This window comes from Trujillonella endophytica, from assembly GCF_900110555.1.
Classification (GTDB): Bacteria; Actinomycetota; Actinomycetes; order Mycobacteriales; family Geodermatophilaceae; genus Trujillonella; species Trujillonella endophytica.
In genome coordinates this window covers 112,865-137,461 of sequence record NZ_FOEE01000003.1, presented here as the reverse complement: position 1 = coordinate 137,461, position 24,597 = coordinate 112,865, and the positions used below count along the sequence as shown (strand labels likewise).

Here is a 24,597-nt window from a genome sequence, read left to right as displayed (position 1 = left end):
CATCCCGCGCGGAGCGCGGGGCGAGGGGGGCGGGGTCCTTCCTCAGACGTCCTCGACGGACGACGGCTCGCGGCGGCTCAGGTCGATGCCCAGCTCCTCCGCGGCCCGGAAGACCTCGTCGTCGGTGTCGCGCAGCTCGATCGCCTGCCCGTCACCGGAGAGCACCTCGACGTTGAGGCACAGCGACTGGAGCTCCTTGAGCAACACCTTGAACGACTCCGGGATGCCCGGCTCGGGGATGTTCTCGCCCTTGACGATGGCCTCGTAGACCTTGACCCGGCCGAGGATGTCGTCGGACTTGATGGTCAGCAGCTCCTGCAGCGCGTAGGCCGCGCCGTAGGCCTGCATCGCCCAGCACTCCATCTCGCCGAAGCGCTGGCCACCGAACTGCGCCTTACCACCCAGCGGCTGCTGCGTGATCATGGAGTACGGGCCGGTCGAACGGGCGTGGATCTTGTCGTCGACCAGGTGGAGCAGCTTCAGGATGTAGACGTAGCCCACGGCGATCGGCTCGGGGAAGGGCTCCCCGGACCGGCCGTCGAACAGCCGGGCCTTGCCCGTCTCCTTGACCATGCGCTGACCGTCGCGGTTCGGGATCGTCGCGCCCAGCAGGCCGACGATCTCGTCCTCCTTGGCACCGTCGAACACGGGCGTCGCCGTCCGGGTGCTCGGCGCCGCGGCGCGGGCGGCGGACGGCAGGTTGGCGGCCCACTCGGGGGTGCCCTCGACCTCCCAGCCCTGCTTGGCGACCCAGCCCAGGTGCATCTCCAGGACCTGGCCGACGTTCATCCGGCCGGGCACGCCCAGCGGGTTGAGCACGATGTCGACCGGGGTGCCGTCCTCGAGGAACGGCATGTCCTCCTGCGGCAGGATCTTCGCGATGACGCCCTTGTTGCCGTGGCGTCCGGCGAGCTTGTCGCCGTCGGAGATCTTGCGCATCTGGGCGACGTAGACCCGGATCAGCTCGTTGACGCCGGCGGGCAGCTCGTCGCCGTCCTCGCGCGAGAACACGCGGACGCCGATGACCTTGCCGGACTCGCCGTGCTTGACCTTGAGGCTGGTGTCGCGCACCTCGCGGGCCTTCTCGCCGAAGATCGCGCGCAGCAGGCGCTCCTCGGGGGTCAGCTCGGTCTCGCCCTTGGGCGTGACCTTGCCGACGAGGATGTCGCCGGGGACAACCTCGGCACCGATGCGGATGATGCCGCGCTCGTCGAGGTCGGCCAGCACCTCCTCGGAGACGTTCGGGATGTCCCGGGTGATCTCCTCGGCGCCGAGCTTGGTGTCGCGGGCGTCGACCTCGAACTCCTCGATGTGGATCGAGGACAGGACGTCGTCCTGCACGAGGCGCTGCGACAGGATGATCGCGTCCTCGTAGTTGTGGCCCTCCCACGGCATGAAGGCGACGAGCAGGTTCTTGCCCAGCGCCATCTCGCCCTGGTCGGTGCACGGCCCGTCGGCGATGACCTGGCCGACCTCGACCCGCTGACCCTCGTCGACGACGGGGCTCTGGTTGATCGAGGTGCCCTGGTTCGAGCGACGGAACTTCAGCAGCCGGTAGGTCTGCCGGGTGCCGTCGTCGGCCATGACGGTGACGTAGTCGGCGGTCGAGTCCTCCACGACGCCGGCCTTCTCGGCCACGACCACGTCACCGGCGTCGACGGCGGCACGCAACTCCATGCCGGTGCCCACCAGGGGCGCCTCGCTGCGCAGCAGCGGGACAGCCTGACGCTGCATGTTGGCGCCCATGAGCGCGCGGTTGGCGTCGTCGTGCTCGAGGAACGGGATCATCGCCGTCGCGACCGAGGTCATCTGCCGCGGCGAGACGTCCATGTAGTCCACGTCCTCGGGCGCGAGGTCCGTGGTCTCCCCGCCCTTGGTGCGGACGAGCACGAGGTCCGTGGCGAAGCGGCCGTTCTCGTCCAGCGGCGAGTTGGCCTGCGCGACGACGAAGCGGTCCTCCTCGTCGGCGGTCAGGTAGTCGATCTGGTCGGTGACGGTGCCGTTGACGACCTTGCGGTACGGCGTCTCGATGAAGCCGAACGGGTTCACCCGGCCGAACGAGGACAGCGAGCCGATCAGGCCGATGTTCGGGCCTTCCGGCGTCTCGATCGGGCACATGCGGCCGTAGTGGCTCGGGTGGACGTCGCGGACCTCCATGCCGGCCCGCTCACGGGACAGACCGCCGGGACCCAGCGCCGACAGGCGGCGCTTGTGGGTCAGGCCCGCGAGGGGGTTGGTCTGGTCCATGAACTGGGACAGCTGGCTGGTGCCGAAGAACTCCTTGATGGAGGCGACGACCGGCCGGATGTTGATCAGGGTCTGCGGCGTGATCGCCTCGACGTCCTGGGTCGTCATCCGCTCGCGGACCACGCGCTCCATGCGGGACAGGCCGACCCGGATCTGGTTCTGGATCAGCTCGCCGACGGTGCGCAGGCGACGGTTGCCGAAGTGGTCGATGTCGTCGGTGCCGTGGTCGGGCTCGCCGGCGTGGAGGCGCACGACGTACTCGATGGTGGCGACGATGTCGTCCTCGGTCAGCGTGCTGGTGCCCTGCGGCACCGAGACGCCCAGCTTCTTGTTGACCTTGTAGCGGCCGACCTTCGCGAGGTCGTAGCGCTTGCTGTTGAAGAACAGGTTCTCCAGCAGCGCCTGGGCGCTCTCCCGCGTCGGCGGCTCGCCCGGACGCAGCTTGCGGTAGATGTCGAGCAGGGCCTCGTCCTGCCCGGCGATGTGGTCCTTCTCCAGCGTGGCCAGCACGGTGGGCGACCACTGGAAGTGCTCGCGGATGCGGTCCTCGGTCCAGCCGAGGGCCTTCAGCAGGACGGTGACCGGCTGGCGGCGCTTGCGGTCGATGCGGACGCCGACGGTGTCGCGCTTGTCGACGTCGAACTCCAGCCACGCCCCGCGGCTGGGGATGACCTTGGCGCTGAAGACGTCCTTGTCCGACGTCTTGTCCAGGGTCTTGTCGAAGTAGACGCCGGGGCTGCGGACCAGCTGGGACACGACGACGCGCTCGGTCCCGTTGATGACGAACGTGCCCTTGCTCGTCATGATCGGGAAGTCGCCCATGAACACCGTCTGGCTCTTGATCTCGCCGGTGGTGTTGTTCATGAACTCGGCGGTGACGAACAGCGGCGCCGCGTAGGTCATGTCCTTGTCCTTGCACTCCTCGAGGGACGCCTTGACGTCCTCGAAGCGCGGGTTGGAGAAGGACAGCGACATCGAGCCGCTGAAGTCCTCGATCGGGGAGATCTCCTCGAGGATCTCGGCGAGCCCGCCGACGGCGGCGGCCTGCTCCTCGGGCGAGAGGGTGGCGCGCCACTCGGGGCTGCCGATCAGCCAGTCGAACGAGGCGGTCTGCAGGGCCAGCAGGTCCGGGACCCCGAGGGGCTCACTGATCTTGGCGAAGGAGACGCGCAGCGGCGCGCCCGGGATCTTCTGCTGGTCGGCCTCGCCGGTGCGCGGACCGGACTGGGGGGCCTGGGTGGTGCCGGGGGAACTGGGGAATTCGGTGGTACCTGCGGAAATGCTGGTGGGGCGGGAGCCTGCCAAGATGCGTCCTTCCAAGGACCTCACGACGTGCGGGCGGTGGGTGCGGGTCGTCCTGGGTCGTCGTCGGTATCGGCGGGGCTGCACCCGGCCTGCGACGAGGCCCGCGCGGTCGGTCGGCAGGGTGCTCGAGAGGGTCCCCCCGGGCACCCCAGGTGACCCGTCTCGGCGGGCATGCAGTCAGGGGGCAGCGCAACAGGGAACCCTACCCCTGCCGCAAGACACTGTCCACGTCGGGAGCTGTGGCGACCGACACCACACCCGGGAAGGACCGTGCCGCGCGAGCGGTGCGGACTTCGCGGCCATGATGCCAGCCCCAGGCCCGCCGAGAAGCCGCCACGCCGGAGCGTGACCGGCCCTCAGCCGGTCGTGAGCACGGTCAGCTCGCTGATCCGCCATTCGTCGTCGGCCCGGACCATGCGGATCTGCACGGTGCGCACGCAGGACTGCTCGCCCTCGGGGGTCACGACGCACTCGCTCCCCTCGGGCGCCGGCTGCGTGCCGGAGTTCACCGACTTCGCCACCAGCTGGCCGAAGACCACCAGCGTGGCCTCCTGCTGGTCGTCGTCCACCTGCTGCACGGCGACGTCGCGGACGTCGTAGCGAATGGTGGCCGAGACCTGCTCGTAGGTGTCGATCAGCGCGCCCTCGGCCTCCGCCTCGTACCGGCTGCGCAGGTCCCCGGTGAGGACGTCGAGCTGGCCCGCCACGCTGCCCGCCGAGTCGCGGTAGTCGTAGCGGTAGACCGCCTCGACGTTCTCCTGCGCCGCGGTGAAGAGGTCCGGATCCACGTGCGTCCGGTCCGGCCCGCGCCACCACAGCAGCGCCGCGGCGCCGGCGGCCAGCACGCAGAGCACCGACAGGACGGCGACGACGGGCACCCGGCCGCGGGCCCGGGCGGCGCGGTGGTCACGGGCGCGACGGGGCTCGCGGTCGGAACGGGACCCGCGCCCCGGGCGGGCCTTCTCGATCGGAGTGGCCGGCGGCTCCGCGCCGGCGGTGCTGCGTGGACGGGGGCTGGGCCGGGCCGGCCGCGTGCCCTCCCCGGCGGTCGCCTCGTCCCGCTCGCGGCGGCTGCCGGCGACGCGGGGCCGCGGGCTCGGGCGCGGGGCGGCCGAGGCCCGCGGGCGCGGCGTGGGCCGGGGCCGCTCGTCGGGGCCGTCACTCATCGGGACCGGTCCCCCGGATCGCCGAGAGCAGCCACCGGTCGCCCTCGCGCTGCAGGTCCACCTCGATGCGGGAGCGGCTCACCTGGGCCGGCACCCCGCTCCCCTGCCGGGTCGTCGAGATGACCATCACCACCGTCCCCTCGTCCTCGGTCGCCCGGGTGACCCCGGCACCGACCACGTCCGTGCTGGTCACGGCCTGGCCGTCCACCAGGGCCTGCCGCGCGTCCTCCAGCGAGCCCACCGTCTCCCCGGTCAGCTCGCCGGTGGTGACCCGCCGCGCCTGCTCGATGTCCTCGTCGATGGTCAGGTAGTCGAACGAGGTGAGGTCGACGACGTTCGCGCGCGCCGCCTGGAGCACGTCGACGTAGGTGCCGGTCCGCACCGAGGACTCCTCCGCGAACAGCCGCGGCGCCAGCAGGTAGGCGTTGAGCCCGAGCAGGAGCAGCAGCAGGACCCCGAGCGCCGGCACGAGCGGCAGGCCGATCGCGCGGCGCCGCCGCCGGGGCGTCGTGGCGCGGTCGCCCTCCCCGTCGTCGGTCGTGCCCTCGCCGGCCGGCCGGTCGGCCGGGTCGTCCGCCCGGAGGCCCCTGGCGCCGTCGTCCGGGGTCGGGTCCGGAGCGCCCGGGACCTCCTCCTCGGCGCCGTCCGGTCGCATCCCGGCGTCGGCGACCGCGGCCCGCGCCGGCGACCCCGCAGCCTCCCGGGCCACCGGAGCGGGGAGGGGCGCACGCCGGCGCGCGCTCGGGCGCGGCCGGGCGGTGTCGCTCACGGCAGGGTCCTCTCGGTCGGGCGGATCGGTCGGGCGGCGCGCGGTCCTCCCGCGCGGGGGCATGTCCTCGCCGTCACGGACCCCCCAGGAGGGTGTCGGCGAACGGGAGCCCGCCCAGGATGCCGGTCAGCAGCTCGTCGATCGTCGCCAGGACGGGGGGCAGTGCCCCGACCTGGCCCTGCGGCCCCGGGGGGCCCACTCCCCCGCTGCGCCCGATGTTCTGCTCGCCGCGCAGGTCGGAGCCGGTCTCGTCGATCCCGTCCCCCGGGTTCGGGTCGACGCCGTCGACCACCTGGCAGCGGATCGCCTCCGTGTCGATGCGCAGGACGTCGTCCGGGCTGTCGACCTGGCCGGTGCCCACGTACCCGCTCGTGCAGGCCGCCGGGTCGTCGACGTTGAGGACGAGCCCGAAGTGGGCCCGCATCTCGCCGCCGTCGTCCCGCACGACCGTGAACCCACCGGAGACGACGTCGGGGTAGGTCACCAGCAGCTGCTCCACGCCGCTCAGGCGCGGGATGGTCACCCCGTTGAGGACGTCGACGTGGTCGACCAGCGACCCCAGGCCGGGCCCGGCCCGGTCCAGCAGCCGCTGCAGGGCCTCCCCCGCCCCGGGCGCGCTCACCAGCAGGCCGCGCAGGTCCGGGTCGATGTCGACGAGGGTGTCGCTGACCGCCCGCAGGTCGCTCGCCCACTGCTCGATCGCCGAGCGGCTCGCCACCTGCGTCTCGAGCACGGTCTGCCCGTCGGTGATGAGCGCCAGGGTCTGCGGCAGCGACTCCCGCGCCCGGGCCAGCAGCAGGTCGCCGTTGTCGATCAGCCGCGCCAGGTCGTCGCCCGCCCCCTCGAAGGCGTCGCCGAGCTCCGCCACGACCACCCGCAGATCCTCGGGGTCGACCGAGTTCACCAGCTCGTCGACGTTGAGCAGCAGCTGCTCGACGGGGATGGGGATGGCCGTGCGCTCCACGGGGATCACCGCGCCGTCGGAGAGGAACGGCCCGTCGTCGTCCGCGGGCCGCAGGTCGACGTACTGCTCCCCCACCGCGCTGCGGGTGGCGACTACGGCGTCGGTGTCGGCCGGGATGTCGGCCGCGTCGGGGTCGATGGTCAGCGTGACGCGGACGCCGTCCTCGGTCAGCTGCATGTCGCTGACCCGGCCGACCGCCACCCCGCGGTAGGTCACCTCGGCGTTGACGAAGATGCCGCCGGAGTCGACGAAGTCGGCCTCCACGTCGTAGCCCGTGCCGAGCAGCAGCCGGTCCAGGCCCACATAGTTGAAGCCGACGTAGGAGATGCCCAGCAGGGCGACGACGGCGAAGGCCAGCAGCTGCAGCCGGGTCCTGCGCGGGATCACGGCGGACCTCCGTTGCCGGGCGCGCTGCCCGGCACGCCGCAGGCGCCGCCGGGCAGGGCCGCGGGATCGAGGATCTCCAGCCCGCCGGTCACCGGGTCGACGACGTAGCGGCACAGCAGCTCGCGCAGGTCCAGCGAGAGCGTGGCGGTCATGTTGGCGTAGAGGCCGTAGCCGCCGGTGCGGGCGTCGTACCGCGGGTTGAGCGGACACGGGTCGCCGGTGAGGCAGCCCTCGACCGAGCTCGCCGGGAAGGGGTAGGTCAGCAGCAGGTCCAGGGAGTTGGCCAGGTCCGGCCCGGCCGCGGCCAGCTGGCTCAGGATCGGCTGCAGCAGCCGCAGGTCCTCGACCGTGTTCTGCCCGGCCTGGTTGATCACCCGGGTGCCCACCTCGCCCAGCCGCGCCAGGCTCTCGAGCATCGAGACGAGCAGGTCGCGCTGGCCGGTGACGACGTCGAGGCCGGGCCCGATGCTGTCCAGCGCCGTCTCGATGGTCTGGGTGCGGGCGGCCAGGGTCGCGGCGAGGGCGTTCGCGCTGTCGATCGCCCGGCCGATCTCCTCGCGCTGGGCGTCCAGGCCGCCGATCAGCACGTCGAGGGAGTCCAGGGTGTCGCGGATGGCCTCCTCCCGGCCCTCCAGCGCCACCCCCAGCTCGCGGCTGATCGTCTGCAGCTGGGTGAGCCCGCCGCCGTTGAGCACCAGCGACAGCGCGCCGAGCAGCTCCTCGACCTCGACGTTGCGGTTGGTGCGGTCCAGCCCGATCCGCGCGCCGTCGTCCAGGCGGCCCTGCGGCTCCTCGGTGCCCGGCGCCGCGAGCTCGACGTACTTCTCCCCCAGCAGCGAGGACTGGCCGATCATGGCGACGGCGTTGGCGGGCAGCTCGACGTCCCCGTCGACCTCGACGGTGACCAGCGCCGTCCAGTCGTCGGACAGCTCGATGCCGTCGACCCGGCCGACGGCGACGTCGGCCACCCGCACGCCGGCCTGCGGGACCAGGTCGAGGACGTCGAGGAACTCGATCTGCACCGTGTACGGGTCGTCGCCGAGGTCGGCACCGCCGGGCAGCGGCAGCGAGTAGGCACCGCGGAAGCCACAGCCGCTGAGCAGCAGCATGCCGGCCGCCAGCGCGGCCGCCCGGCGGGCCCCGGCCCTCACGACGCGCCCCCGCCGAGCACCGGCAGCCCCAGGACGCCGCCGTCGAGCAACCCCCCGGCGCCCCCGCCGGCGGCCGTGCCGCCCCCGAAGAGGACGCCCAGGAGCTCCTCGAGGTCGGGCACCCCGTTGCCGTTCAGGTCGTCCAGCGTCCCGTCGTTGCCGGGGTCGCCCGACAGCAGCCGCAGGCAGATCTGGTCGGTCGGCGGCAGGCTCAGGAAGTCGGTCAGCGTGTCGATCGACAGGCCGGCGACGTTGAGCCGGCCCGCCGTGCCCAGGAGCTGGCAGACGATGACCTCGGGGCTGGTCGAGCCCAGCGAGTTGTCGCGGGTGTCCAGCGTTCCGTAGTCGGGGTTGTAGGTGTGCGCGAGGTTGCCCAGCGCCGCCGGGGCGACGTCGAGGATCTCGGCCAGGGCCTGCCGCTGCTGGACGAGGGTGAGCGTGACCTCGGCCAGCCGGTCGACGTTGGTGGTGAGCAGGTCGGTGTTGGTCTGCACGAAGGACGCGATCTCCCCGAGGGCCGACGAGAGCAGCTGCACCGCCAGGGCGAGGTCGGACCGCTCGCCCTCCAGCTGGTCGGCCACCGCCGCCATGGTGTCGTTGAACCGGGCCACCTGCGCGTCGATGGTCGCCAACGCCGTGGTGAAGGTCTGCAGCTCGTCGATGGAGCCGAAGAGGTCGTCCCGGTTCTCGGCGAGCGTCTCGACCGCCTGGGAGAAGCCGGTCAGCGTGCGGTTGAGCGCCTCGCCGTTGCCGTCGAGGTTGGCCGCCCCGGTCTCCAGCAGGTCGTCGAGCGCGCCGTCGGCGTTGGCGCCGGTCGGGCCGAGCGCGGCGGAGAGCTCGTCCAGCGCGCCGTAGACCGCGTCGAGCTCGACCGGGGTGGCAGTGCGGTCCAGCCCGAGCTCGGCACCGTCGGCCAGCGTCTCCCCGCCGCTGTAGACGGGGGCGAACTGCACGTAGCGGTCGGAGACCAGCGACGGCGCGAGGATGACGGCGTCGGCGTCGGCCGGGATGTCGTAGCCCTCGTCGATCATCATCTCGACCCGCACCCGGTCGCCCATCGGGACGACGCCGGTGATCTCGCCGACGTCGATGCCGAGGATGCGCACGTCCCCGCCCTCGTAGATGCCGACGGTCTGCGTGAAGTACGCGGTGACCCGGTACCGGTCGGCGGGCCGCAGCACCGTCCAGCCGAGCGCGCCGACCAGGACGAGCGCGGCGGCCAGCGCGACACCGCGCTGCAGGGATCCGCTCACGCGTCACCGTCACAGGTGACGAGGCCGCCGGGCACCAGCTCGGTGCCGCCGCAGACGACCGAGGCCACGACACCGGGCAGCAGGTTGTCCACGAAGCTGTCGAACCACCGCCCGCTGCCGAGCGTGTTGGTGAAGACCCGCACGAACGGGGCGAAGTTCTCCACGGTCTCCCCGAGGGCGACCCGGTTCCGGGACAGGATGTCGGTCACGGTCGCCAGCTGCTGCAGCGCCGGGGTCAGCGCCTCGCGGTTGTCTCCCACCAGCCCGGTCAGCTGGTCCGACAGCAGCTGGGTGTTGGTCAGGATCGAGTCGATGAGCTGCCGCCGGGCCTGCACCTCGGTCAGCAGGGTGTTGGAGTCCACGATCAGCCGGGTGAACTCGCCGTTTCGGTCGGCGAGGACCGCGGTGACGTCGCGGGTCGCCGACAGCAGGCGCTCGAGCTCGGCGTCCCGCGAGGCGATGGTGTCCGACAGGCGGGCCAGGCCCTGCAGCGAGGCCTGCACCTCGTCGGGGGTCTCGGCGAACGTCTCGGCCAGCACCTCGAACGAGGCGGCCAGCTGCCCGGTGTCGATCTCCTCGACCGTGGTGGACAGGTCGGCGAAGGCCTCGACGACGTCGTAGGGCGAGGCGGTGCGCTCCAGCGGGATCGCGTCGTCGGGGTCGAGTTCCTCGGTGCCGCGCGGCACCAGCGCCAGGTACTTGGCGCCCAGCACCGTCTCGATGCGGATGGCCGCCTGGGACCGGTCGCCGACGAAGGCGTCCTCGACGCGGAACTCCACCGTCACCGCTCCGTCGGCCAGCCGCAGCTCCTCGACCTGGCCCACCTTGACGCCGGCGATGCGGACCGGGTCGTCCGGGCGCAGGCCGGCCGCCTCGGAGAACTGCGCGGAGTACACCGTGCCGCCGCCGATGAACGGCAGGGACCGGGCGTTGAACGCCAGCAGCACGAGCACCACGATCGTGGTGAGGCTGACCGCCCCGATGACCACGGGATTGCGGTCGCGGAAGGGCTTGGGGTGGCGGGCCATCAGCACCCCTCCGAGCCCGCGGCCAGGCCGCCCGCCGGGATCTGCGACCCCTGCGTCTGCCCGGGCAGGACGACGTAGCCCGACGCCCCGCAGACGTAGAAGTTGAACCAGCTGCCGTTGACCGCGGTCCGGGTGATCAGGTCGATCTTGGTGGGCGCGAGCTGCAGGAAGTCCTCCACGACGTCCCCGGTGTCGGCCAGGTTGCCGGCGAGCTCCCCGAGCGCCTGGATGTCGGCCGTCAGCGGCGCGCGGGCCTGGACCAGGAAGTCCGTCGTGGTTGCGGCGAGCGTGTCGATCGTCTGGAGCGAGTCGAAGATCGCCTGCCGGTCCTCGGACAGCCCGGTGACGAACTGCTGCAGGCTCACCACCAGCGAGGACAGCTGCTCGTCGCGGGCGGCCACCGTGCCCATGACCGTCGTCAGGTTGTCGATCAGGCTGCCGATGACGGCGTCCCGGTCCGCCAGCGACGTCGACAGGGACGCGACGTGTCCCAGCAGGCTCTCCACGGTCCCGGCCTCGCCCTGGAAGACCTGGATGATCTCGAACGACAGCCGGTTGACGTCGGTCGGCGAGAGCGCCTGGAACAGCGGCTGGAACCCGCCGAAGAGGGTGGTCAGGTCCAGCGCCGGCCGGGTCTGCGCCAGCGGGATGGTGTCGCCCTCGTCCAGCGTGGCGCCGGATGAGCCCTCGCCCTCGGTGAGCGCGATGTAGCGCTGCCCGACGAGGTTGCGGTAGCGGATCGTCGCCTCGACGCCGGTGGGCAGCGGGACGTCGGAGTCCACCTCGAGCTCGACCTCGGCGACCGGCGTCTCGCGGCCCTCGGCGAGCCCGATGCCGGTCACCTGGCCCACCCGCACGCCGGCGATGCGCACCTCGTCGCCCTCGACGAGGCCGGCGACGTCGGTGAACCGGGCGCGGTAGCTCTGCTGCTCGCCGTACCCGGCGTTGCTGATCGTCGCGACCAGCACGTAGCTGGCCAGGACGGTGACCAGCGCGAAGACGGCCAGCTTCGTCAGCGGCCCGACCAGGGACGTCACGGGATCAGCACCTGGGCCCCCCGCAGCAGCGGCGTCAGGGCCGAGGCGGCCAGGTCGGTGACGTCGTCGGGGTCGGTGCCGGTCTGGTAGCCGAGCAGGCTGCGCACGAAGTCCAGTTCCGCGGTCGACCCGGCCAGCTGGCCGGGCACCGCGTCGCCGGCCGCCGCGCCGGGGTTGGGGTCCCCTGCCCCCGCGGGGATGTCGTCGGGCCCGCGGCCGCCGAGGCAGGCCGGGTTGCCCGTGTAGGGGTTGTCCACCGAGTCCACGCCGTCGTCCGGCGGGGCCGGGCAGTAGTACTCCCCCCGCTCGGCGGCGGCGATGAGCCCGTCGATGTCGTCCAGGCCCTGGCAGTCGGGGCCGGAGCTGTCGAGGTACGCCGGCTGGTCGCCGGGCTGGTACGGATTGCGCGGCGGGAGGGTCACCACGATGTTCAGGTTCAGCGACGGGTCGCCGTCCCCGCCGAAGGCCTCGGTGATCATCGGGTTGAACCGGGAGAGCCCGTTCAGCACGCACGGGTAGATCGGCGAGTACTCGGCGAACAACCCGAGGACCGGCCGCGAGGTGGCGGCGAGCGAGATCAGGTTGGCCTCGTTGCGCTCGAGGAACTCCGCGGCCGTGGTCGACGCGCCGTCCACCACCGCGAAGGTGCGGCGCAGCTGCTCGGACTGGTCGACGAGGGTGTCGGCGGTGACCGAGAGGTTGTCGAGCACGGCGAGCAGGTCGTCGGCGGCCGACCGGTAGGTGTCGGCGAAGTCGGCGAGGGCGGAGATGTCGGCCTGCAACTGCGGCAGCGCGGTGGTGATCTCCTGGGCGTACTCGCCCACCGCGACGAGGTTCTCGCCGAGGCGCTCCCCCCGGCCGCGCAGCGAGTCGGCGACGGCGGCGAGGGTGTAGCTCAGGTCCTGCGGCTGCACCGCCTGCAGCAGCGGCAGCAGGTCGTCGATCACCCGCTGGAGCTCGATCGCGTTCTCCGTGCGGTCCTGGCCGATCACGTCGCCGTCGGCGAGGCGCTCGGCGGAGGGCTCCTCGGGCAGGACGAGGGAGACGTACCGCTCGCCGAACAGGGTCTTGGGCAGCAGCCGGGCAGAGACGTCGGCCGGGATCTGCTCGAGGTACTGGGGCCGGATGGCGAGCTCGATCCGCGCGCCGTCGGTGCTCGCCTCCACCTCGCGCACCTCGCCGACGATCATGCCGCGCACCTTGACGTCGGAGGCCTCCCGCAGCTGGTTGCCCACGGTGTCGGTCTCCAGCGTCACGCGCGCGACATCGACGAACGCCTTGGTGTAGAGCGCGACCGTCAGCCCGAGCAGGAGGGCCAGGACGACGAGGAAGGCCAGCCCCTGCAGGCGCCGGCGGACGACCGCCGCCCGCGACATGCCGCTCACCCCGCGATCCGGACGGTCGTCGTGGAGCCCCAGATGGCCAGGGACAGGAACAGGTCGATGACCATCACGGCCACGATGGAGAACCGCACGGCGCGGCCCACGGCCAGGCCCACCCCGGCCGGGCCGCCGGCGGCGCGGTAGCCGTAGTAGCAGTGGCTCAGGATGATCACGACGGCGAACACGAGGACCTTGACGAACGACCACAGGACGTCCTGCGGCGGCAGGAACAGGTTGAAGTAGTGGTCGTAGGTGCCCGCGGACTGGGCGTAGGCCTGGGTGGTGATCGTGCGCGTGGCGAAGTAGCTGCTGAGCAGCCCGATCACGTAGAGCGGGACGACGGCGATGAAGCCGGCGACGATCCGGGTGGTCACCAGGAACGGCAGGGACGGGACGCCCATGACCTCGAGGGCGTCGATCTCCTCGTTGATCCGCATGGCGCCGATCTGGGCGGTGAAGCCGCAGCCGACGGTGGCCGACAGGGCCAGGCCGGCGACCAGGGGCGCGATCTCCCGGGTGTTGAAGTAGGCCGAGAGGAAGCCGGTGAACGCCGAGGTGCCCAACTGGTCCAGGGCCGCGTACCCCTGCAGGCCCACCTCGGTGCCGGTGAAGAAGGACAGGAAGGCGATCACGCCGACCGTGCCGCCGATGACCGCCAGCGCGCCGGTCCCGAACGTCACCTCGGCCAGCAGCCGGGCGACCTCCTTCTTGTACCGGCGCAGCGTGCGCGGCGTCCAGGCGAGCGCCCGCCCGTAGAAGCCCAGCTGGTCGCCGAGGTCGTCGAGGGTGTCCAGCGGCCGCCGGTAGATCCCGCGGACCGCCTTGCGGACGCCGACGCGGATCCGGTCGACGGGGCTCAGCAGCGCCACCGTCACTGCCCCTTCGGCGGGACGAGCTGGAAGTACACGGCCGTCATGACGAAGTTGACCGCGAACAGCAGCAGGAACGTGATGACCACCGACTGGTTGACCGCGTCGCCCACGCCCTTGGGCCCGCCCCCGGCGTTCAGGCCCTTGTAGGAGGCGACGATGCCGGCGATCAGCCCGAACACCAGCGCCTTGACCTCACCGGACCAGAAGTCCTCGACCTGCGCCAGCGCCCCGAACGAGGCCAGGTAGGCGCCCGGCGTCCCGCCCTGCAGGACGACGTTGAAGAAGTAGCCACCGGCGACGCCGACGACGCTCACCAGCCCGTTGAGCAGGGTGGCCACGACCATCGCGGCGAGCACGCGCGGCACGACGAGGCGCTGGATGGGGCTGATGCCCAGCACTTCCATGGCGTCGATCTCGTCGCGGATCTTGCGGGCGCCCAGGTCGGCGCAGATGGCCGACCCCCCGGCGCCGGCGATGAGCAGCGCCGTGACGATCGGGCTGGCCTCCCGTAGCACGGCGAGCACCGACGCCGACCCGGTGAACGACTCGGCACCCAGCTGTCGGGTGAGCGAGCCCAGCTGCAGCGCGATGACCGCGCCGAAGGGGATCGCGACGAGCGCGGTCGGCAGGATCGTGACGCTGGCGACGAACCAGGTCTGCTGGACGAACTCCCGGAACTGGAACGGCCGCCGGGGCAGGGACCGCGCCACGTCCAGGGCGAAGGCGAACAGGTTGCCGCTGGCCCGCAGCGGCCGCAGGGGCGAGAGCTTCCCGTCGAGGAGGCCCGGCGCCTTCGGCTTCTCGCCGTCCGTCACGACCGGCCCCGCGGCCCGGGCAGCACGGCGGCGCCCCCGGCCGGCGCCGACTCCGCGGCCCAGTGCCGGCCGCCCGCGAGCGGGGTCGGGGCGAAGACGCCCGCGTCGGCCTGGGCCAGCAGGTCCTCGGGCAGGCTGGCGCGGATGGCCTGGGCGGTCGCCGGGTCGAACTCGTGCAGCATCCGCGCCACGCGCTCCTGCCGCCGCCGCTGCGCCTGCCGCTCGGGCAGCCCCGGGGAGGGCTCGAGCTGGGGCGGGACGGCGTCCCCACCGGAGGCGCCCTTGGGCCCGACGCCGTTGTGCTGGTCGCCGCCGCGCGCCTCCAGGGCCGCCATCTCGGCCTCGACCTGGGCGACGTCCTTCTCCTCGCTCATGCCGATCGGGCCCTCGCGCCGGCCGTTGAGGAACTGGCGTACCACCGGCTCCTGGCTGGTCAGCAGCTGCTCGCGCGGGCCGAACATGGCCAGGTGCCGGCGGAAGAGCAGGCCGAGGTTGTCCGGCACGGTGCGGGCGGTCCCGATGTCGTGCGTGACGATGAGGAACGTGGCGTCGATCTGGGCGTTCAGGTCGACGATGAGCTGGTTCAGGTACGCGACGCGGACCGGGTCCAGCCCGGAGTCCGGCTCGTCGAACAGGATGATCTCCGGGTCCAGCACGAGCGCCCGCGCCAGGCCGGCCCGCTTGCGCATCCCGCCGGAGATCTCTCCCGGCAGCTTCCCCTCGGCGCCCTGCAGGCCGACCATGTCCATCTTCTCGAGCACGATCCAGCGGATGTCGCTCTCGCTCTTCCTGGTGTGCTCGCGCAGCGGGAAGGCGATGTTGTCGAACAGGTTCATCGAGCCGAACAGCGCGCCGTCCTGGAACAGCACACCGAACAGCTTCCGCACCTCGTAGAGGCGGTGCTCGCTGGTCCGGACGATGTCGGTGTCCTTGATGACGATCGAACCCCGCTCGGGCTTGAGCAGCCCGACCAGCGACTTGAGGAAGACCGACTTGCCGGTCCCCGAGGGACCGAGCAGCACCGAGATCTCGCCGGGCGGCAGGGTGAGCGTGACGTCGCTCCAGATGTTCTGACTGCCGAACGACTTCGTCAGCCCCTCGACCCGGACCTCGACGCCCACGTCGACCCTCCCGTTCCCCAGCTCCGTTGCCGGTCACCGCCCAAGATCGGCGCGGGCTCCGGAATTCTGCGGTCCTGCCGGACTTCCCGCACGTCAGAGCCCCGAGGCCCGGACCTACCAGCGAGTAACGAGCGGCCCGGCGAGAGGTTACGTACGTCACGGGCCGACCGTGGCGCGGGTATCGGGGCGTTCACCCGAACGCGCAGAGGCCGCCCTCCCCGTGGGGGAGGACGGCCTCTGCGGTGCTGCGGTGGTGCTACCCGGCGACGGTGCGCCGGGCGGGGGTCACTTGACGGTGACGGTGGCGCCGGCGCCCTCGAGAGCGGCCTTGGCCTTCTCGGCGGCGTCCTTGGCGACCTTCTCCAGGACCGGCTTCGGCGCGCCGTCGACCAGGTCCTTGGCCTCCTTGAGGCCGAGCGAGGTCAGACCGCGCACCTCCTTGATGACCTGGATCTTCTTGTCGCCGGCGCTCTCGAGGATGACGTCGAACTCGTCCTGCTCGGCAGCCTCCTCGGCGCCACCGCCGCCGCCACCGGCGGCCGGGGCGGCCGCGACGGCGACCGGAGCAGCCGCGGTGACCTCGAAGGTCTCCTCGAACTGCTTCACGAACTCGGACAGCTCGAGCAGCGTCATCTCCTTGAACGCGTCGAGCAGGTCCGTGGTGGAAAGCTTGGCCATGGTCGTCTCCTTCTGGTCAGTCGGTGCTGGCCGCGGCGTCAGCGGCGTCAGCGGTGTCGGTGGTGGCCGGGTCGGCCGTGGTGGTGTCAGCAGCAGGTGCGTCGGCGGCAGGAGCGGCGGAGCCCTCGGCGGACTCCTTCTTCTCCTGCAGGGCGGCGGCCAGGCGGGCGACCTGCGACAGCGGGGCCTGGAACAGGCCGGCGGCCTTGGTCAGGTTGCCCTTCATCGCGCCGGCCAGCTTGGCCAGGAGCACCTCGCGCGGCTCGACGTCCGCGAGCGCGGTGACCTCGGCGGGCGTGACCGTGCGGCCCTCGACGACGCCGCCCTTGACGACGAGCATCGGGTTGGCGCGCGCGAAGTCACGGATGGCCTTGGCGGCCTCGACGACATCGCCCTCGATGAAGGCGATGGCGGTCGGGCCGTTCAGCAGCGGGCCCAGGTCGGTGTGACCGACCGAGTCCGCCGCCCGCTTCGTCAGGGTGTTCTTGACGACGGCGTAGCTGCTGCCCGCACCGAGGGAACGGCGCAGCTGGGTCAGCTGCGCCACGGTGAGCCCGCGGTACTCGGTGAGCACTGCCGCACTGGACTTCTGGAACCGCTCGGTGATCTCGTCGATCACCGCGGCCTTGGCCGGTGTGGGCACGGGGCCTCCTCTCGTCTGTCGGGTGACCACCGGACGGTGCACGACGACGGACGAACGAGGGGCCTGGAGACGACGAACGCCCCGGCGCAGGGCGCACGGGGCGAGGCTGGGCGCACGGCGCCCGGCGATCGAACCGTCCTCCTGCGCGGGCGCCCGGCGGATCCGGGACCTTCGATCGCACGCGGACGTGCGACGACCAGCGGTCGTGGGGGGAACGGGCACCAGCGTACACGCGCCGCGCGCTACCCCCCGGCCGGGTCCGCGGCCGGCGGTCCTCCCGCGCCCGGACGCGCAGGAGCCCCGCCGCGCATCGCGCGGCGGGGCCCCGGTGGCCCTGTCCAGAGGCTCACTCCGAGCGTGCGCGGGGTGAGCCTGGACGGGGTCCTTCGTCAGGCGGTGGGCTCGTCCACCGTCAGGTTGCGGGTGCGGTTCGGGTCGACGGGGATGCCGGGGCCCATGGTGGTCGAGATGGTCACCTTGCGCAGGTAGCGACCCTTGGCGGACGAGGGCTTGGCCCGCAGCACCTCGTCGAGGGCGGCCGCGTAGTTCTCGACCAGCTTGGCCTCGTCGAAGGACGCCTTGCCGATCACCAGGTGCAGGTTGGCCTGCTTGTCGACGCGGAAGTTGATCTTTCCGCCCTTGATGTCGTTGACGGCCTTGGTGACGTCGGGGGTCACGGTGCCGGTCTTCGGGTTCGGCATCAGGCCACGAGGGCCGAGGATGCGGGCGATCCGGCCGACCTTGGCCATCTGGTCCGGCGTCGCGATCGCGGCGTCGAAGTCCAGGAAGCCGCCCTGGATGCGCTCGATCAGGTCGTCGGAACCGACGACGTCGGCGCCGGCGGCCTCGGCCTCGGCGGCCTTGTCACCGGTCGCGAACACGATGACGCGGGCGGTCTTGCCGGTGCCGTGGGGCAGGTTGACGGTGCCGCGGACCATCTGGTCGGCCTTGCGGGGGTCGACGCCCAGCCGCATGGCCACCTCGACGGTGGCGTCGTAGCTGGTCGGCGACGTCTCCTTCGCCAGGCCGGCCGCCTGCAGCGGGCTGTACAGACTGTCGCGGTCGACCTTCGAGGCCGCCTCGCGGTACTTCTTGCCGTGCTTCGCCATGGTGGTTCCTCTCGCCCGCGCGGGTGGCGGGGATCGCGTGGTGAACGGGCCTGGCGAGGCCCTCCCACGGTGGTGACGTGCTGGAGCTTTCCCGGTGCAGGGACCCGGTCCGCGCGGAGCGTGGACCGGGGGGCAGCGGGGTCCTAGTACTGGACGGTGATGCCCATCGACCGGGCGGTGCCGGCGATGATCTTCTCGGCCTCGTCCAGGTCGTTGGCGTTGAGGTCGGCCATCTTGGTCTGCGCGATCTCGCGGACCTGGTCACGGGTGACCGTGGCGACCTTGGTCTTGTGCGGCTCGCCGGAACCCTTCTCGACGCCCGCGGCCTTGAGCAGCATGCGCGCCGCCGGCGGGGTCTTGGTGATGAAGGTGAACGAGCGGTCCTCGAAGACCGAGATCTCGACCGGGACGACGTTGCCGCGCTGCGACTCGGTCGCGGCGTTGTACGCCTTGCAGAACTCCATGATGTTGACGCCGTGCTGGCCGAGCGCCGGACCGACGGGCGGCGCGGGGGTGGCCGCACCGGCGTTGATCTGGAGCTTGATGACCGCGGTCAACCGCTTCCTGGGGGGCATGACATTCCTTCTTCGTCGTGACGTGGGGCGGTGGATCTCGGCTGGAAGGCCCCCTCGCAGGTCCCGCGCCGAGCGCGGGGGGCGGGGGGTCCTCCACCTACAACTTGCTGACCTGGGTGAACGACAGCTCGACGGGCGTCTCGCGCCCGAAGATGGAGACCAGCACCTGCAGCTTCTGCTGCTCGGCGTTGATCTCGTTGATGGTGGCCGGCAGCGTGGCGAACGGCCCGTCCATGACGGTGACCGACTCGCCGACCTCGAAGTCCACGAGGGTGGTGGGGGCTGCGGTCGCGGCGGCGCCGGTGGCACCCGGCTCGGCCACCTTGGCCGTCTGCGGCGTCGCGGGCGGGGCGAGCAGCTTGACGACGTCGTCGATCGACAGCGGCGAGGGCCGCGAGGTGGCGCCGACGAACCCGGTCACGCCGGGGGTGTTGCGCACCGCGCCCCAGGACTCGTCGTTGAGGTCCATGCGCACCAGCAGGTAACCGGGCAGCTTCTTCCGGTTGACCTGGGTGCGCTTGCCGTTCTTGATCTCGGTGACCTCCTCGGTGGGCACCTCGATCTGGAAGATGTAGTCCTCCATGTCCAGCGACTGGATGCGCGACTCGAGGTTGGTCTTCACCTTGTTCTCGTAGCCGGCGTAGGAGTGGATGACGTACCAGTCGCCGAACTGGCTTTTCAGCCGGTTGCGCAGCGCCTCGATCGGGTCCGCGTCCTCCTCCGGCTCCGCGGCCGGCGCGTCGGCGGCAACGGCATCGGGGTCGTCGCCCTCGACGTCGGGGGCCTCGTCGGCGGCCTCGGGCGCCGCGTCCTGGTCGACGGTGTCCGAGCTGCCCTCCGCCGCACCGGTCTCGCCGGCGCCGGTCTCGGTGTCCACGCTGCCGAACTCGCCGACGCGCTCGTCGTCCAGGTCGATGGACGGGACGGCGCTGTCGATCTCGATGGACTCGCGGGGGTCGGTCACGAATTGCTTCCTTTGCGTCGTGTGCGGCGGGCGGGGTCGGTCAGCCGAAGACGGCGAGCACGCCCTGCGCGAAGAGGAGGTCGAGGCCGGCGACCAGGGCCACCATGAACGCCACGAAGACGATCACGACGGTCGTGTAGGTGATCAGCTCGCGCCGGCCCGGCCAGATGACCTTGCGCAGCTCGGCCACGACCTCGCGGAGGAAGCGCCGGAGGCTGCGGCGCTCGCGCAGCTCCGAGGCGCGGGCCCGCTCGGCGGCTGCCCGGGAGCGGGTGCCCGACCCCTCGGTGGAGCGGTCGCGGCCGGCGGGCCGGGTGGAGCTCCGCTCGCGGGCGGGGCGGCGGGTGCGGGGCGCGACCGGCTCGTCGTCGTCCTCGTCCTCGTCGTCGGCCGTGATGCGGCCGCCGCGACGGCGCGCGGGACGGGAGACGACCTTGTCCTCGGCGGACTCGGCCTCCTCGGCGATCGCGTCCTCGGCGGCCTCCAGCTCACCGGCGTCCTCGACCCCGGGGGCCTCGGCGTCGAGCTGCTCGTCGGTCGCGTCGGAGGCGGGGCGGGGGTCGTCCTCGCGTCCGCGCTTCTCGTCGCTCACTGCGCCTCGCTGCCTCGTCGTGGTGGCCCCGGCCGCGGGGAGCGGCCGGTGTGCTGGACCGGTGTGGTGCCGTGGTGCCGTGCCTGGTCGTTCGTGCGTGGAACCTGTGCGTGCTGGTCGCCGGCCAGGTCGCCGGCGGCACGGGCAGGGGTGACAGGACTTGAACCTGCAGCCTGCGGTTTTGGAGACCGCTGCTCTGCCAATTGAGCTACACCCCTAGTGCCCGGGACGACTGCCCTGAGCTGGGCCCGGGGGGCGCCTCGCCTCGCGCGGGCACCGGGTCCCCGAGGGGATCCGGGGCACGCCGGTGGCGGGGTCGAACACCCCAGGACGTCGAGTGTACGGGACCGGCCGGACGGGGGGCGAACGCCCCGGTCCCGATCGGGCGCGCGAGCCGCCGCGGACTCAGGGCAGGCGGACGACGGCCCGGGCCAGCGACAGGACCTTCTCGCCGCCGCTGGTCACGGTCAGGTCGACCCGGGCGCGCCCCTCGTCCAGGAGGGCGGCGACCCGGCCGCGGACGGTGACCTCGACGCCGGCGTCGTCGTCGGGCACCACCACGGGCCGGCCGAAGCGGACCTGGTACTCGACCAGGGCGGCCGGGTCCCCGGTCCAGTCGGTGACCGCGCGCCCGGCCAGGCCCATCGTCAGCATCCCGTGGGCGATGACACCGGGCAGCCCGACGGAGGCGGCGATCCGGTCGCTCCAGTGGATCGGGTTGAAGTCCCCGGAGGCGCCCGCGTAGCGGACCAGGTCGGCGCGGGTGACCGCGAACGTGCGCTCGGGCAGCTCGGTGCCGACGACGACGTCGGCCGCGCGCACGGTCACGAGGCGCCCCGGGCGACCAGCAGGGAGGTGGCCGAGCACACCGGCTCGCCGTCCTCGGTGGCGACGTCGACGCGCGTGGTCAGCAGGTCGCTGCCGGCGACGCTGCGGACGGCCTCGATCGAGGGCGTCGCGACCAGCCGGTCCCCGGCCCGGATCGGCCGGTGGTGGACGAACCGCTGCTCCCCGTGGACCACGCGGCTGTAGTCCAGGTCGACCTCGGGGTCCTCGACCACGACACCGGCCGCGGCGAGCGTGAGCGCGATGGCGAACGTCGGCGGGGCGATCACGTCGGGGTGCCCGGCCGCGCGGGCCGCCTCCGCGTCGAGGTGCACCGGATCGGCCGACCCCAGGGCGGCCGCGAACGCGGCGATCGCCACCCGGCCGACCTCGTAGACGGCGGAGGGCGGGTAGCTGCGCCCGACCAGTCCTGCGTCCAGCGTCATGCTCCCCGCCCTCTCGGCGTCTGCCTGCGAGCTACCCGGTCAGCGCGTCTCGCGGTGCACGGTGTGCTTGCGGTCGTGCGGGCAGTACTTCTTCAGCTCGAGCCGGTCGGGGTCGTTGCGCCGGTTCTTGCGGGTGATGTAGTTGCGGTTCTTGCACTCCTGGCAGGCCAGGGTGATCTTCGGACGGACGTCGGTGGCTGCCATGGGTGCTTCTCCTAGCCTTGTGGGACGGGCCCGGGGGCCCGGGTGCGGGCGGTCTGCCCACACGACGACGGACCCCTGGCACGGGGTCCGTCATGAGTAGCGGTGACCGGACTTGAACCGGTGACACAGCGATTATGAGCCGCTTGCTCTACCAGGCTGAGCTACACCGCCGGGATGACCGTGCGGCCCGGTCTCGCGACCGGACCGGTGGTCACTGATTGGTACGAGCCCCTTTACGGAATCGAACCGTAGACCTTCTCCTTACCATGGAGACGCTCTGCCGACTGAGCTAAAGGGGCGGTGGCCGGAGCCGTCGAGAACTCTACCCGACTCGTTCCGGGCGACGCCGCAGGGGGGCGGGCGGGTCACGCGCGGACGAACAGCCGCCGGTGGGTGGCCCCGGGCGCCGCCGACCGGACGCCCGCCCGCGTCAGCAGCCAGCTCTCCAGCCGGTCGTCGGCCAGCGGGCGACTGACCAGGAAGCCCTGCAGCTTGTCGCACCCCATCTCGGCCAGCGCGTTGCGCGTGAGCTCGTCCTCGACGCCCTCGGCCACCACCCGCAGGCCGAGGTTGTGGGCCAGCTCGATGATCGACCGGGCGATGAAGGACTCGCCCTGGCTCGTGGACATGCCGAGCACGAAGGACTTGTCGATCTTCACCTCGTCGATCGGCAGCTGCCTCAGCTGGGACAGGGACGAGTAGCCGGTGCCGAAGTCGTCCATCGACAGCCGCAGCCCGAGGGCGTGCAGGTCGGCGAGGACCGTGCTGCTGCGGACCGAGTCGTCGACCACGCTGCCCTCGGTCAGCTCCAGGATCAGCAGCTCCCCCGGCACGCCGTGCCGGCGCAGGGCACGCGCCACCCGCTCGACCAGGTCGGGCTCGGTCAGGCAGCGCGCGGAGAGGTTGACCGACACCGACAGCGAGATGTCCTGGTCCAGCCAGCGCCGGCAGCGCGCCAGGGCGAGGTCCAGGACGTGGTCGGTGAGCGGCCCGATGCGGCCGATCTGCTCGGCGAGGTGGATGAACTCGTCCGGGGCCACGGCGCCGTAGCGGGGATGGGCCCACCGCACGAGCGTCTCCACGGAGACGATGTCGGATGTCCGGGCGTCGATGATCGGCTGGAACACCACGGTGATCTGGCCGTCGGCCATGGCCTGCTCGATCTCCGTGCCCAGCTGCAGGCGACGCAGGCTCTGCTGGTCCAGCACCGGGTGGTAGCTGGCCACGCCCTTGCCCGCGGCGCCCGCGAGCAGCGCGACGTCGGCCCGCTGCATCAGCGTTCCGGAATCCATGCCGTGCACCGGAGCGGCGGCGACGCCGATGGTCAGCGAGACCTCGAGGTCCAGGCCGGCCACCCGGGCGCGGGTGGAGGTCGCCTCGCGCAGCCGCCGGGCGGCCCGCTCGGTGGCGGCCAGGGACAGCCCGGGCAGCAGGACCGCGAACTGCTCGCCCTCCATCCGGGCCAGCACGGCCTGGGGCGGCGCGTGCTCGCGCAGGAGCCCCGCCGTCACCAGCAGCAGTTCGTCGCTGGCGGCGTGCCCCAGGGTGTCGACGATCTCCGTGTGGTTGGCCAGCGAGGCGAGGATCAGCCCCGCGCGCGTAGTGGCGGGATCGGCCGCCAGCAGCTGATCGATCTCGGCCACCAGCCGCTGCCGGTTGGGCAGGCCGGTGAGCCGGTCGTGGTCGGCGTCGTAGCGGATCTGGGTGAGCAGCTGCTGCTGCCGGATCGCCGCGTTGACGTGCGTGAGCATCGAGTCGAGGGCGGCGCGCTCGTCGTCGGCGAAGCTGACCAGGTCGCTGCGCCGGTCGCACACCTCGAGGTAGCCGGGCTCGCCGGCGGCGGTCGCCACGGGCGCACCGAGCACCTCGTGGGCGCCGCGGCGGCCCAGCGCCGCCTGCTCGGCACCGTCCGCGCGGGTCGCGGCGACGAGGACGGGGCCCACGGCCCCCGGGTCCACGGCGCGCCGGCGGATCAGGTCCTCGGGGTCGCCGGGGCCGTCGTACCAGGCCACGCCGTCCTCCGCGTCGACGACCAGGCGCGGCTCCTGGTCCAGGTACGGCGGCAGCCACAGGGCGACCCGCTCGGCGTTCAGCAGCTCCCGCACGGCGGCGACCAGCTCGTGGGTGCCGGCGGCGTCGGGGCTCAGGCCCTCGATCCGGCGAGCGAAGTCGTAGACCTGCTCGACGGTGCGCCGCTCGTGCGAGACCGCGGCGAACCGCCGGAACAGCAGCACGACCGCGGCGGCGACCGGGAGCATGAGCACCGCGGCCCACGCGGTGAGGGGCACCAGCAGCATGGCGACGATGGCGACGGAGACTGCGAAGGGGCCGACGGCGACCATCGGCAGCAGCTGCTCCTGCCAGTACTGCCGCCCCGGCCGGCCGCCGGTGAGGCGGATGGCCAGGCCGACCATCGAGGCGCTGGCGATGTCGCCGACGAGGACGGCGACCGCGAGCGACACCCACGCCACCGGCTCGGTCAGCGCCGGGAAGGGAAGGAGCGCCAGGACGGCGACGGCGACGGCGGCCTCCACGACCGCGACCGCGGCGTTGTAGCAGGCCTTGACCGGGGAGTACGGCCGCAGGACGAAGGTGACGGCGAGGGCCAGGATCCGGGCGACGGCGATCCAGACGCCGCCGAGGTGCACCAGGCCGATGGCCAGGCCGAGCTCGCTGACCGAGCAGCGGACGGTCTGCTGCCGGAAGTCGAACCGGAGCTGGACACTCTCCGTGATCACGAACGCGACGGTGACGAGCAGCAGCGGCATCCACTGCAGCCCGGCCGGCGCGAAGGGGAAGACGAGGGCGGCCAGCACGGCGGCCAGCGACCCGCCCACCAGGGCGACGGCGGGCAGCGGGAGAGGCCTCGCTGATCCCGCGCGCGCAGCCTCGGAGATGGTCACCGGCACCCGACTCACTTGGAGGGACTAGAGCGGCGCCGAGGCTAACAGCGCGTGAGCACGCCGGGGAACGTGAGCACCCCGAAGGGGGTGGTCGGCACCGGGCCGACCACCCCAGCTCGAGGCGCCGGGGGGAGACACCCCCCCGGCGAGCGCTCAGCCCG

22 protein-coding genes and 3 tRNA genes are annotated in these 24,597 nt (G+C 72.5%); all 25 read right to left on the bottom strand.

Annotated features, from left to right (window positions below; all coding sequences use genetic code 11):
- Window positions 1–42: 42 nt before the first annotated feature.
- Window positions 43–3,552 carry a DNA-directed RNA polymerase subunit beta gene (gene rpoB, locus BMY88_RS05865; RefSeq protein ID WP_211435514.1) on the bottom strand — a complete coding sequence of 1,170 codons (3,510 nt, stop codon included), beginning with the start codon at window positions 3,550–3,552 and terminating at the stop codon, window positions 43–45.
- A 356-nt stretch (window positions 3,553–3,908) separates the two neighbouring features.
- Window positions 3,909–4,718, bottom strand: coding sequence for a hypothetical protein (locus BMY88_RS05860; RefSeq protein ID WP_091941152.1), 810 nt, complete (start codon window positions 4,716–4,718; stop codon window positions 3,909–3,911).
- Window positions 4,711–5,487 carry a hypothetical protein gene (locus BMY88_RS05855; RefSeq protein WP_091941150.1) on the bottom strand — a complete coding sequence of 259 codons (777 nt, stop codon included), beginning with the start codon at window positions 5,485–5,487 and terminating at the stop codon, window positions 4,711–4,713. Before BMY88_RS05855 ends, BMY88_RS05860 begins: the two co-directional genes overlap by 8 nt.
- A gap of 73 nt (window positions 5,488–5,560) precedes the next feature.
- Window positions 5,561–6,838, bottom strand: a complete 1,278-nt coding sequence (locus BMY88_RS05850; protein WP_170860979.1) for an MCE family protein — start codon at window positions 6,836–6,838, stop codon at window positions 5,561–5,563.
- Window positions 6,835–7,989 carry an MCE family protein gene (locus BMY88_RS05845; RefSeq protein ID WP_244524473.1) on the bottom strand — a complete coding sequence of 385 codons (1,155 nt, stop codon included), beginning with the start codon at window positions 7,987–7,989 and terminating at the stop codon, window positions 6,835–6,837. Before BMY88_RS05845 ends, BMY88_RS05850 begins: the two co-directional genes overlap by 4 nt.
- A complete protein-coding gene (locus BMY88_RS05840) occupies window positions 7,986–9,242 on the bottom strand; it encodes an MCE family protein (protein ID WP_091941146.1) in 1,257 nt (418 codons plus the stop codon). The genes BMY88_RS05845 and BMY88_RS05840 overlap by 4 nt, the downstream gene beginning before the upstream one ends.
- Window positions 9,239–10,270 carry an MCE family protein gene (locus BMY88_RS05835; protein ID WP_091941652.1) on the bottom strand — a complete coding sequence of 344 codons (1,032 nt, stop codon included), beginning with the start codon at window positions 10,268–10,270 and terminating at the stop codon, window positions 9,239–9,241. Before BMY88_RS05835 ends, BMY88_RS05840 begins: the two co-directional genes overlap by 4 nt.
- Window positions 10,270–11,307, bottom strand: coding sequence for an MCE family protein (locus tag BMY88_RS05830; protein ID WP_091941144.1), 1,038 nt, complete (start codon window positions 11,305–11,307; stop codon window positions 10,270–10,272). Before BMY88_RS05830 ends, BMY88_RS05835 begins: the two co-directional genes overlap by 1 nt.
- Window positions 11,304–12,683 carry an MCE family protein gene (locus tag BMY88_RS05825; RefSeq protein WP_244524515.1) on the bottom strand — a complete coding sequence of 460 codons (1,380 nt, stop codon included), beginning with the start codon at window positions 12,681–12,683 and terminating at the stop codon, window positions 11,304–11,306. Before BMY88_RS05825 ends, BMY88_RS05830 begins: the two co-directional genes overlap by 4 nt.
- Window positions 12,684–12,688: 5 nt before the next feature.
- Entirely contained in the window at window positions 12,689–13,558 is an 870-nt protein-coding gene (locus BMY88_RS05820; protein WP_170860978.1) for an MlaE family ABC transporter permease, read from the bottom strand.
- 2 nt (window positions 13,559–13,560) lie between these two features.
- A complete protein-coding gene (locus BMY88_RS05815) occupies window positions 13,561–14,376 on the bottom strand; it encodes an MlaE family ABC transporter permease (RefSeq protein ID WP_244524472.1) in 816 nt (271 codons plus the stop codon).
- The gene (locus tag BMY88_RS05810) at window positions 14,373–15,497 is read right to left on the bottom strand and encodes an ABC transporter ATP-binding protein (protein ID WP_091941140.1); all 1,125 of its coding nucleotides are present in this window, start codon (window positions 15,495–15,497) and stop codon (window positions 14,373–14,375) included. The genes BMY88_RS05815 and BMY88_RS05810 overlap by 4 nt, the downstream gene beginning before the upstream one ends.
- Window positions 15,498–15,782: 285 nt before the next feature.
- Entirely contained in the window at window positions 15,783–16,175 is a 393-nt protein-coding gene (gene rplL, locus BMY88_RS05805; RefSeq protein WP_091941138.1) for a 50S ribosomal protein L7/L12, read from the bottom strand.
- Between the two features lie 16 nt (window positions 16,176–16,191).
- Complete coding sequence (gene rplJ / locus BMY88_RS05800) at window positions 16,192–16,818, bottom strand: 50S ribosomal protein L10 (RefSeq protein WP_091941136.1); 627 nt, start codon at window positions 16,816–16,818, stop codon at window positions 16,192–16,194.
- Window positions 16,819–17,207: 389 nt separating this feature from the next.
- Window positions 17,208–17,927 (bottom strand): 50S ribosomal protein L1, encoded by a 720-nt coding sequence (gene rplA / locus BMY88_RS05795; protein WP_091941134.1) that lies wholly within the window; start codon window positions 17,925–17,927, stop codon window positions 17,208–17,210.
- 143 nt (window positions 17,928–18,070) lie between these two features.
- Window positions 18,071–18,502 (bottom strand): 50S ribosomal protein L11, encoded by a 432-nt coding sequence (gene rplK / locus BMY88_RS05790; protein WP_091941132.1) that lies wholly within the window; start codon window positions 18,500–18,502, stop codon window positions 18,071–18,073.
- A 97-nt stretch (window positions 18,503–18,599) separates the two neighbouring features.
- Window positions 18,600–19,466: a transcription termination/antitermination protein NusG gene (gene nusG / locus BMY88_RS05785; protein ID WP_170860977.1), complete on the bottom strand. Its 867-nt coding sequence runs from the start codon at window positions 19,464–19,466 to the stop codon at window positions 18,600–18,602.
- Between the two features lie 40 nt (window positions 19,467–19,506).
- Window positions 19,507–20,058, bottom strand: coding sequence for a preprotein translocase subunit SecE (gene secE, locus BMY88_RS05780; protein WP_091941129.1), 552 nt, complete (start codon window positions 20,056–20,058; stop codon window positions 19,507–19,509).
- 145 nt (window positions 20,059–20,203) lie between these two features.
- Window positions 20,204–20,276 (bottom strand) — tRNA-Trp (locus BMY88_RS05775).
- Between the two features lie 187 nt (window positions 20,277–20,463).
- On the bottom strand, window positions 20,464–20,886 hold the full coding sequence (locus BMY88_RS05770) for a MaoC family dehydratase (RefSeq protein WP_091941127.1): 423 nt from the start codon (window positions 20,884–20,886) through the stop codon (window positions 20,464–20,466).
- On the bottom strand, window positions 20,883–21,329 hold the full coding sequence (locus BMY88_RS05765) for an FAS1-like dehydratase domain-containing protein (RefSeq protein ID WP_091941125.1): 447 nt from the start codon (window positions 21,327–21,329) through the stop codon (window positions 20,883–20,885). Before BMY88_RS05765 ends, BMY88_RS05770 begins: the two co-directional genes overlap by 4 nt.
- Before the next feature lie 39 nt (window positions 21,330–21,368).
- Window positions 21,369–21,533 carry a 50S ribosomal protein L33 gene (gene rpmG / locus BMY88_RS05760; RefSeq protein WP_091941123.1) on the bottom strand — a complete coding sequence of 55 codons (165 nt, stop codon included), beginning with the start codon at window positions 21,531–21,533 and terminating at the stop codon, window positions 21,369–21,371.
- Window positions 21,534–21,630: 97 nt separating this feature from the next.
- Window positions 21,631–21,704, bottom strand: a tRNA-Met gene (locus BMY88_RS05755).
- 55 nt (window positions 21,705–21,759) lie between these two features.
- Window positions 21,760–21,832: transfer RNA gene (locus BMY88_RS05750), tRNA-Thr, on the bottom strand.
- A 66-nt stretch (window positions 21,833–21,898) separates the two neighbouring features.
- The gene (locus BMY88_RS05745; RefSeq protein ID WP_244524471.1) at window positions 21,899–24,436 is read right to left on the bottom strand and encodes a bifunctional diguanylate cyclase/phosphodiesterase; all 2,538 of its coding nucleotides are present in this window, start codon (window positions 24,434–24,436) and stop codon (window positions 21,899–21,901) included.
- Between the last annotated feature and the right edge of the window lie 161 nt (window positions 24,437–24,597).

Excerpts from the sequence above, each read along its gene's own strand:
- BMY88_RS05860 (WP_091941152.1), bottom strand. The coding sequence starts at position 4,718 with ATGAGTGACGGCCCCGACGAGCGGCCCCGGCCCACGCCGCGCCCGCGG.
- BMY88_RS05825 (WP_244524515.1), bottom strand. The coding sequence starts at position 12,683 with ATGTCGCGGGCGGCGGTCGTCCGCCGGCGCCTGCAGGGGCTGGCCTTC.
- BMY88_RS05835 (WP_091941652.1), bottom strand. The coding sequence starts at position 10,270 with ATGGCCCGCCACCCCAAGCCCTTCCGCGACCGCAATCCCGTGGTCATC.
- rpmG (WP_091941123.1), bottom strand. The coding sequence starts at position 21,533 with ATGGCAGCCACCGACGTCCGTCCGAAGATCACCCTGGCCTGCCAGGAG.
- rplL (WP_091941138.1), bottom strand. The coding sequence starts at position 16,175 with ATGGCCAAGCTTTCCACCACGGACCTGCTCGACGCGTTCAAGGAGATG.
- rplK (WP_091941132.1), bottom strand. The coding sequence starts at position 18,502 with ATGCCCCCCAGGAAGCGGTTGACCGCGGTCATCAAGCTCCAGATCAAC.
- BMY88_RS05765 (WP_091941125.1), bottom strand. The coding sequence starts at position 21,329 with ATGACGCTGGACGCAGGACTGGTCGGGCGCAGCTACCCGCCCTCCGCC.
- rplA (WP_091941134.1), bottom strand. The coding sequence starts at position 17,927 with ATGGCGAAGCACGGCAAGAAGTACCGCGAGGCGGCCTCGAAGGTCGAC.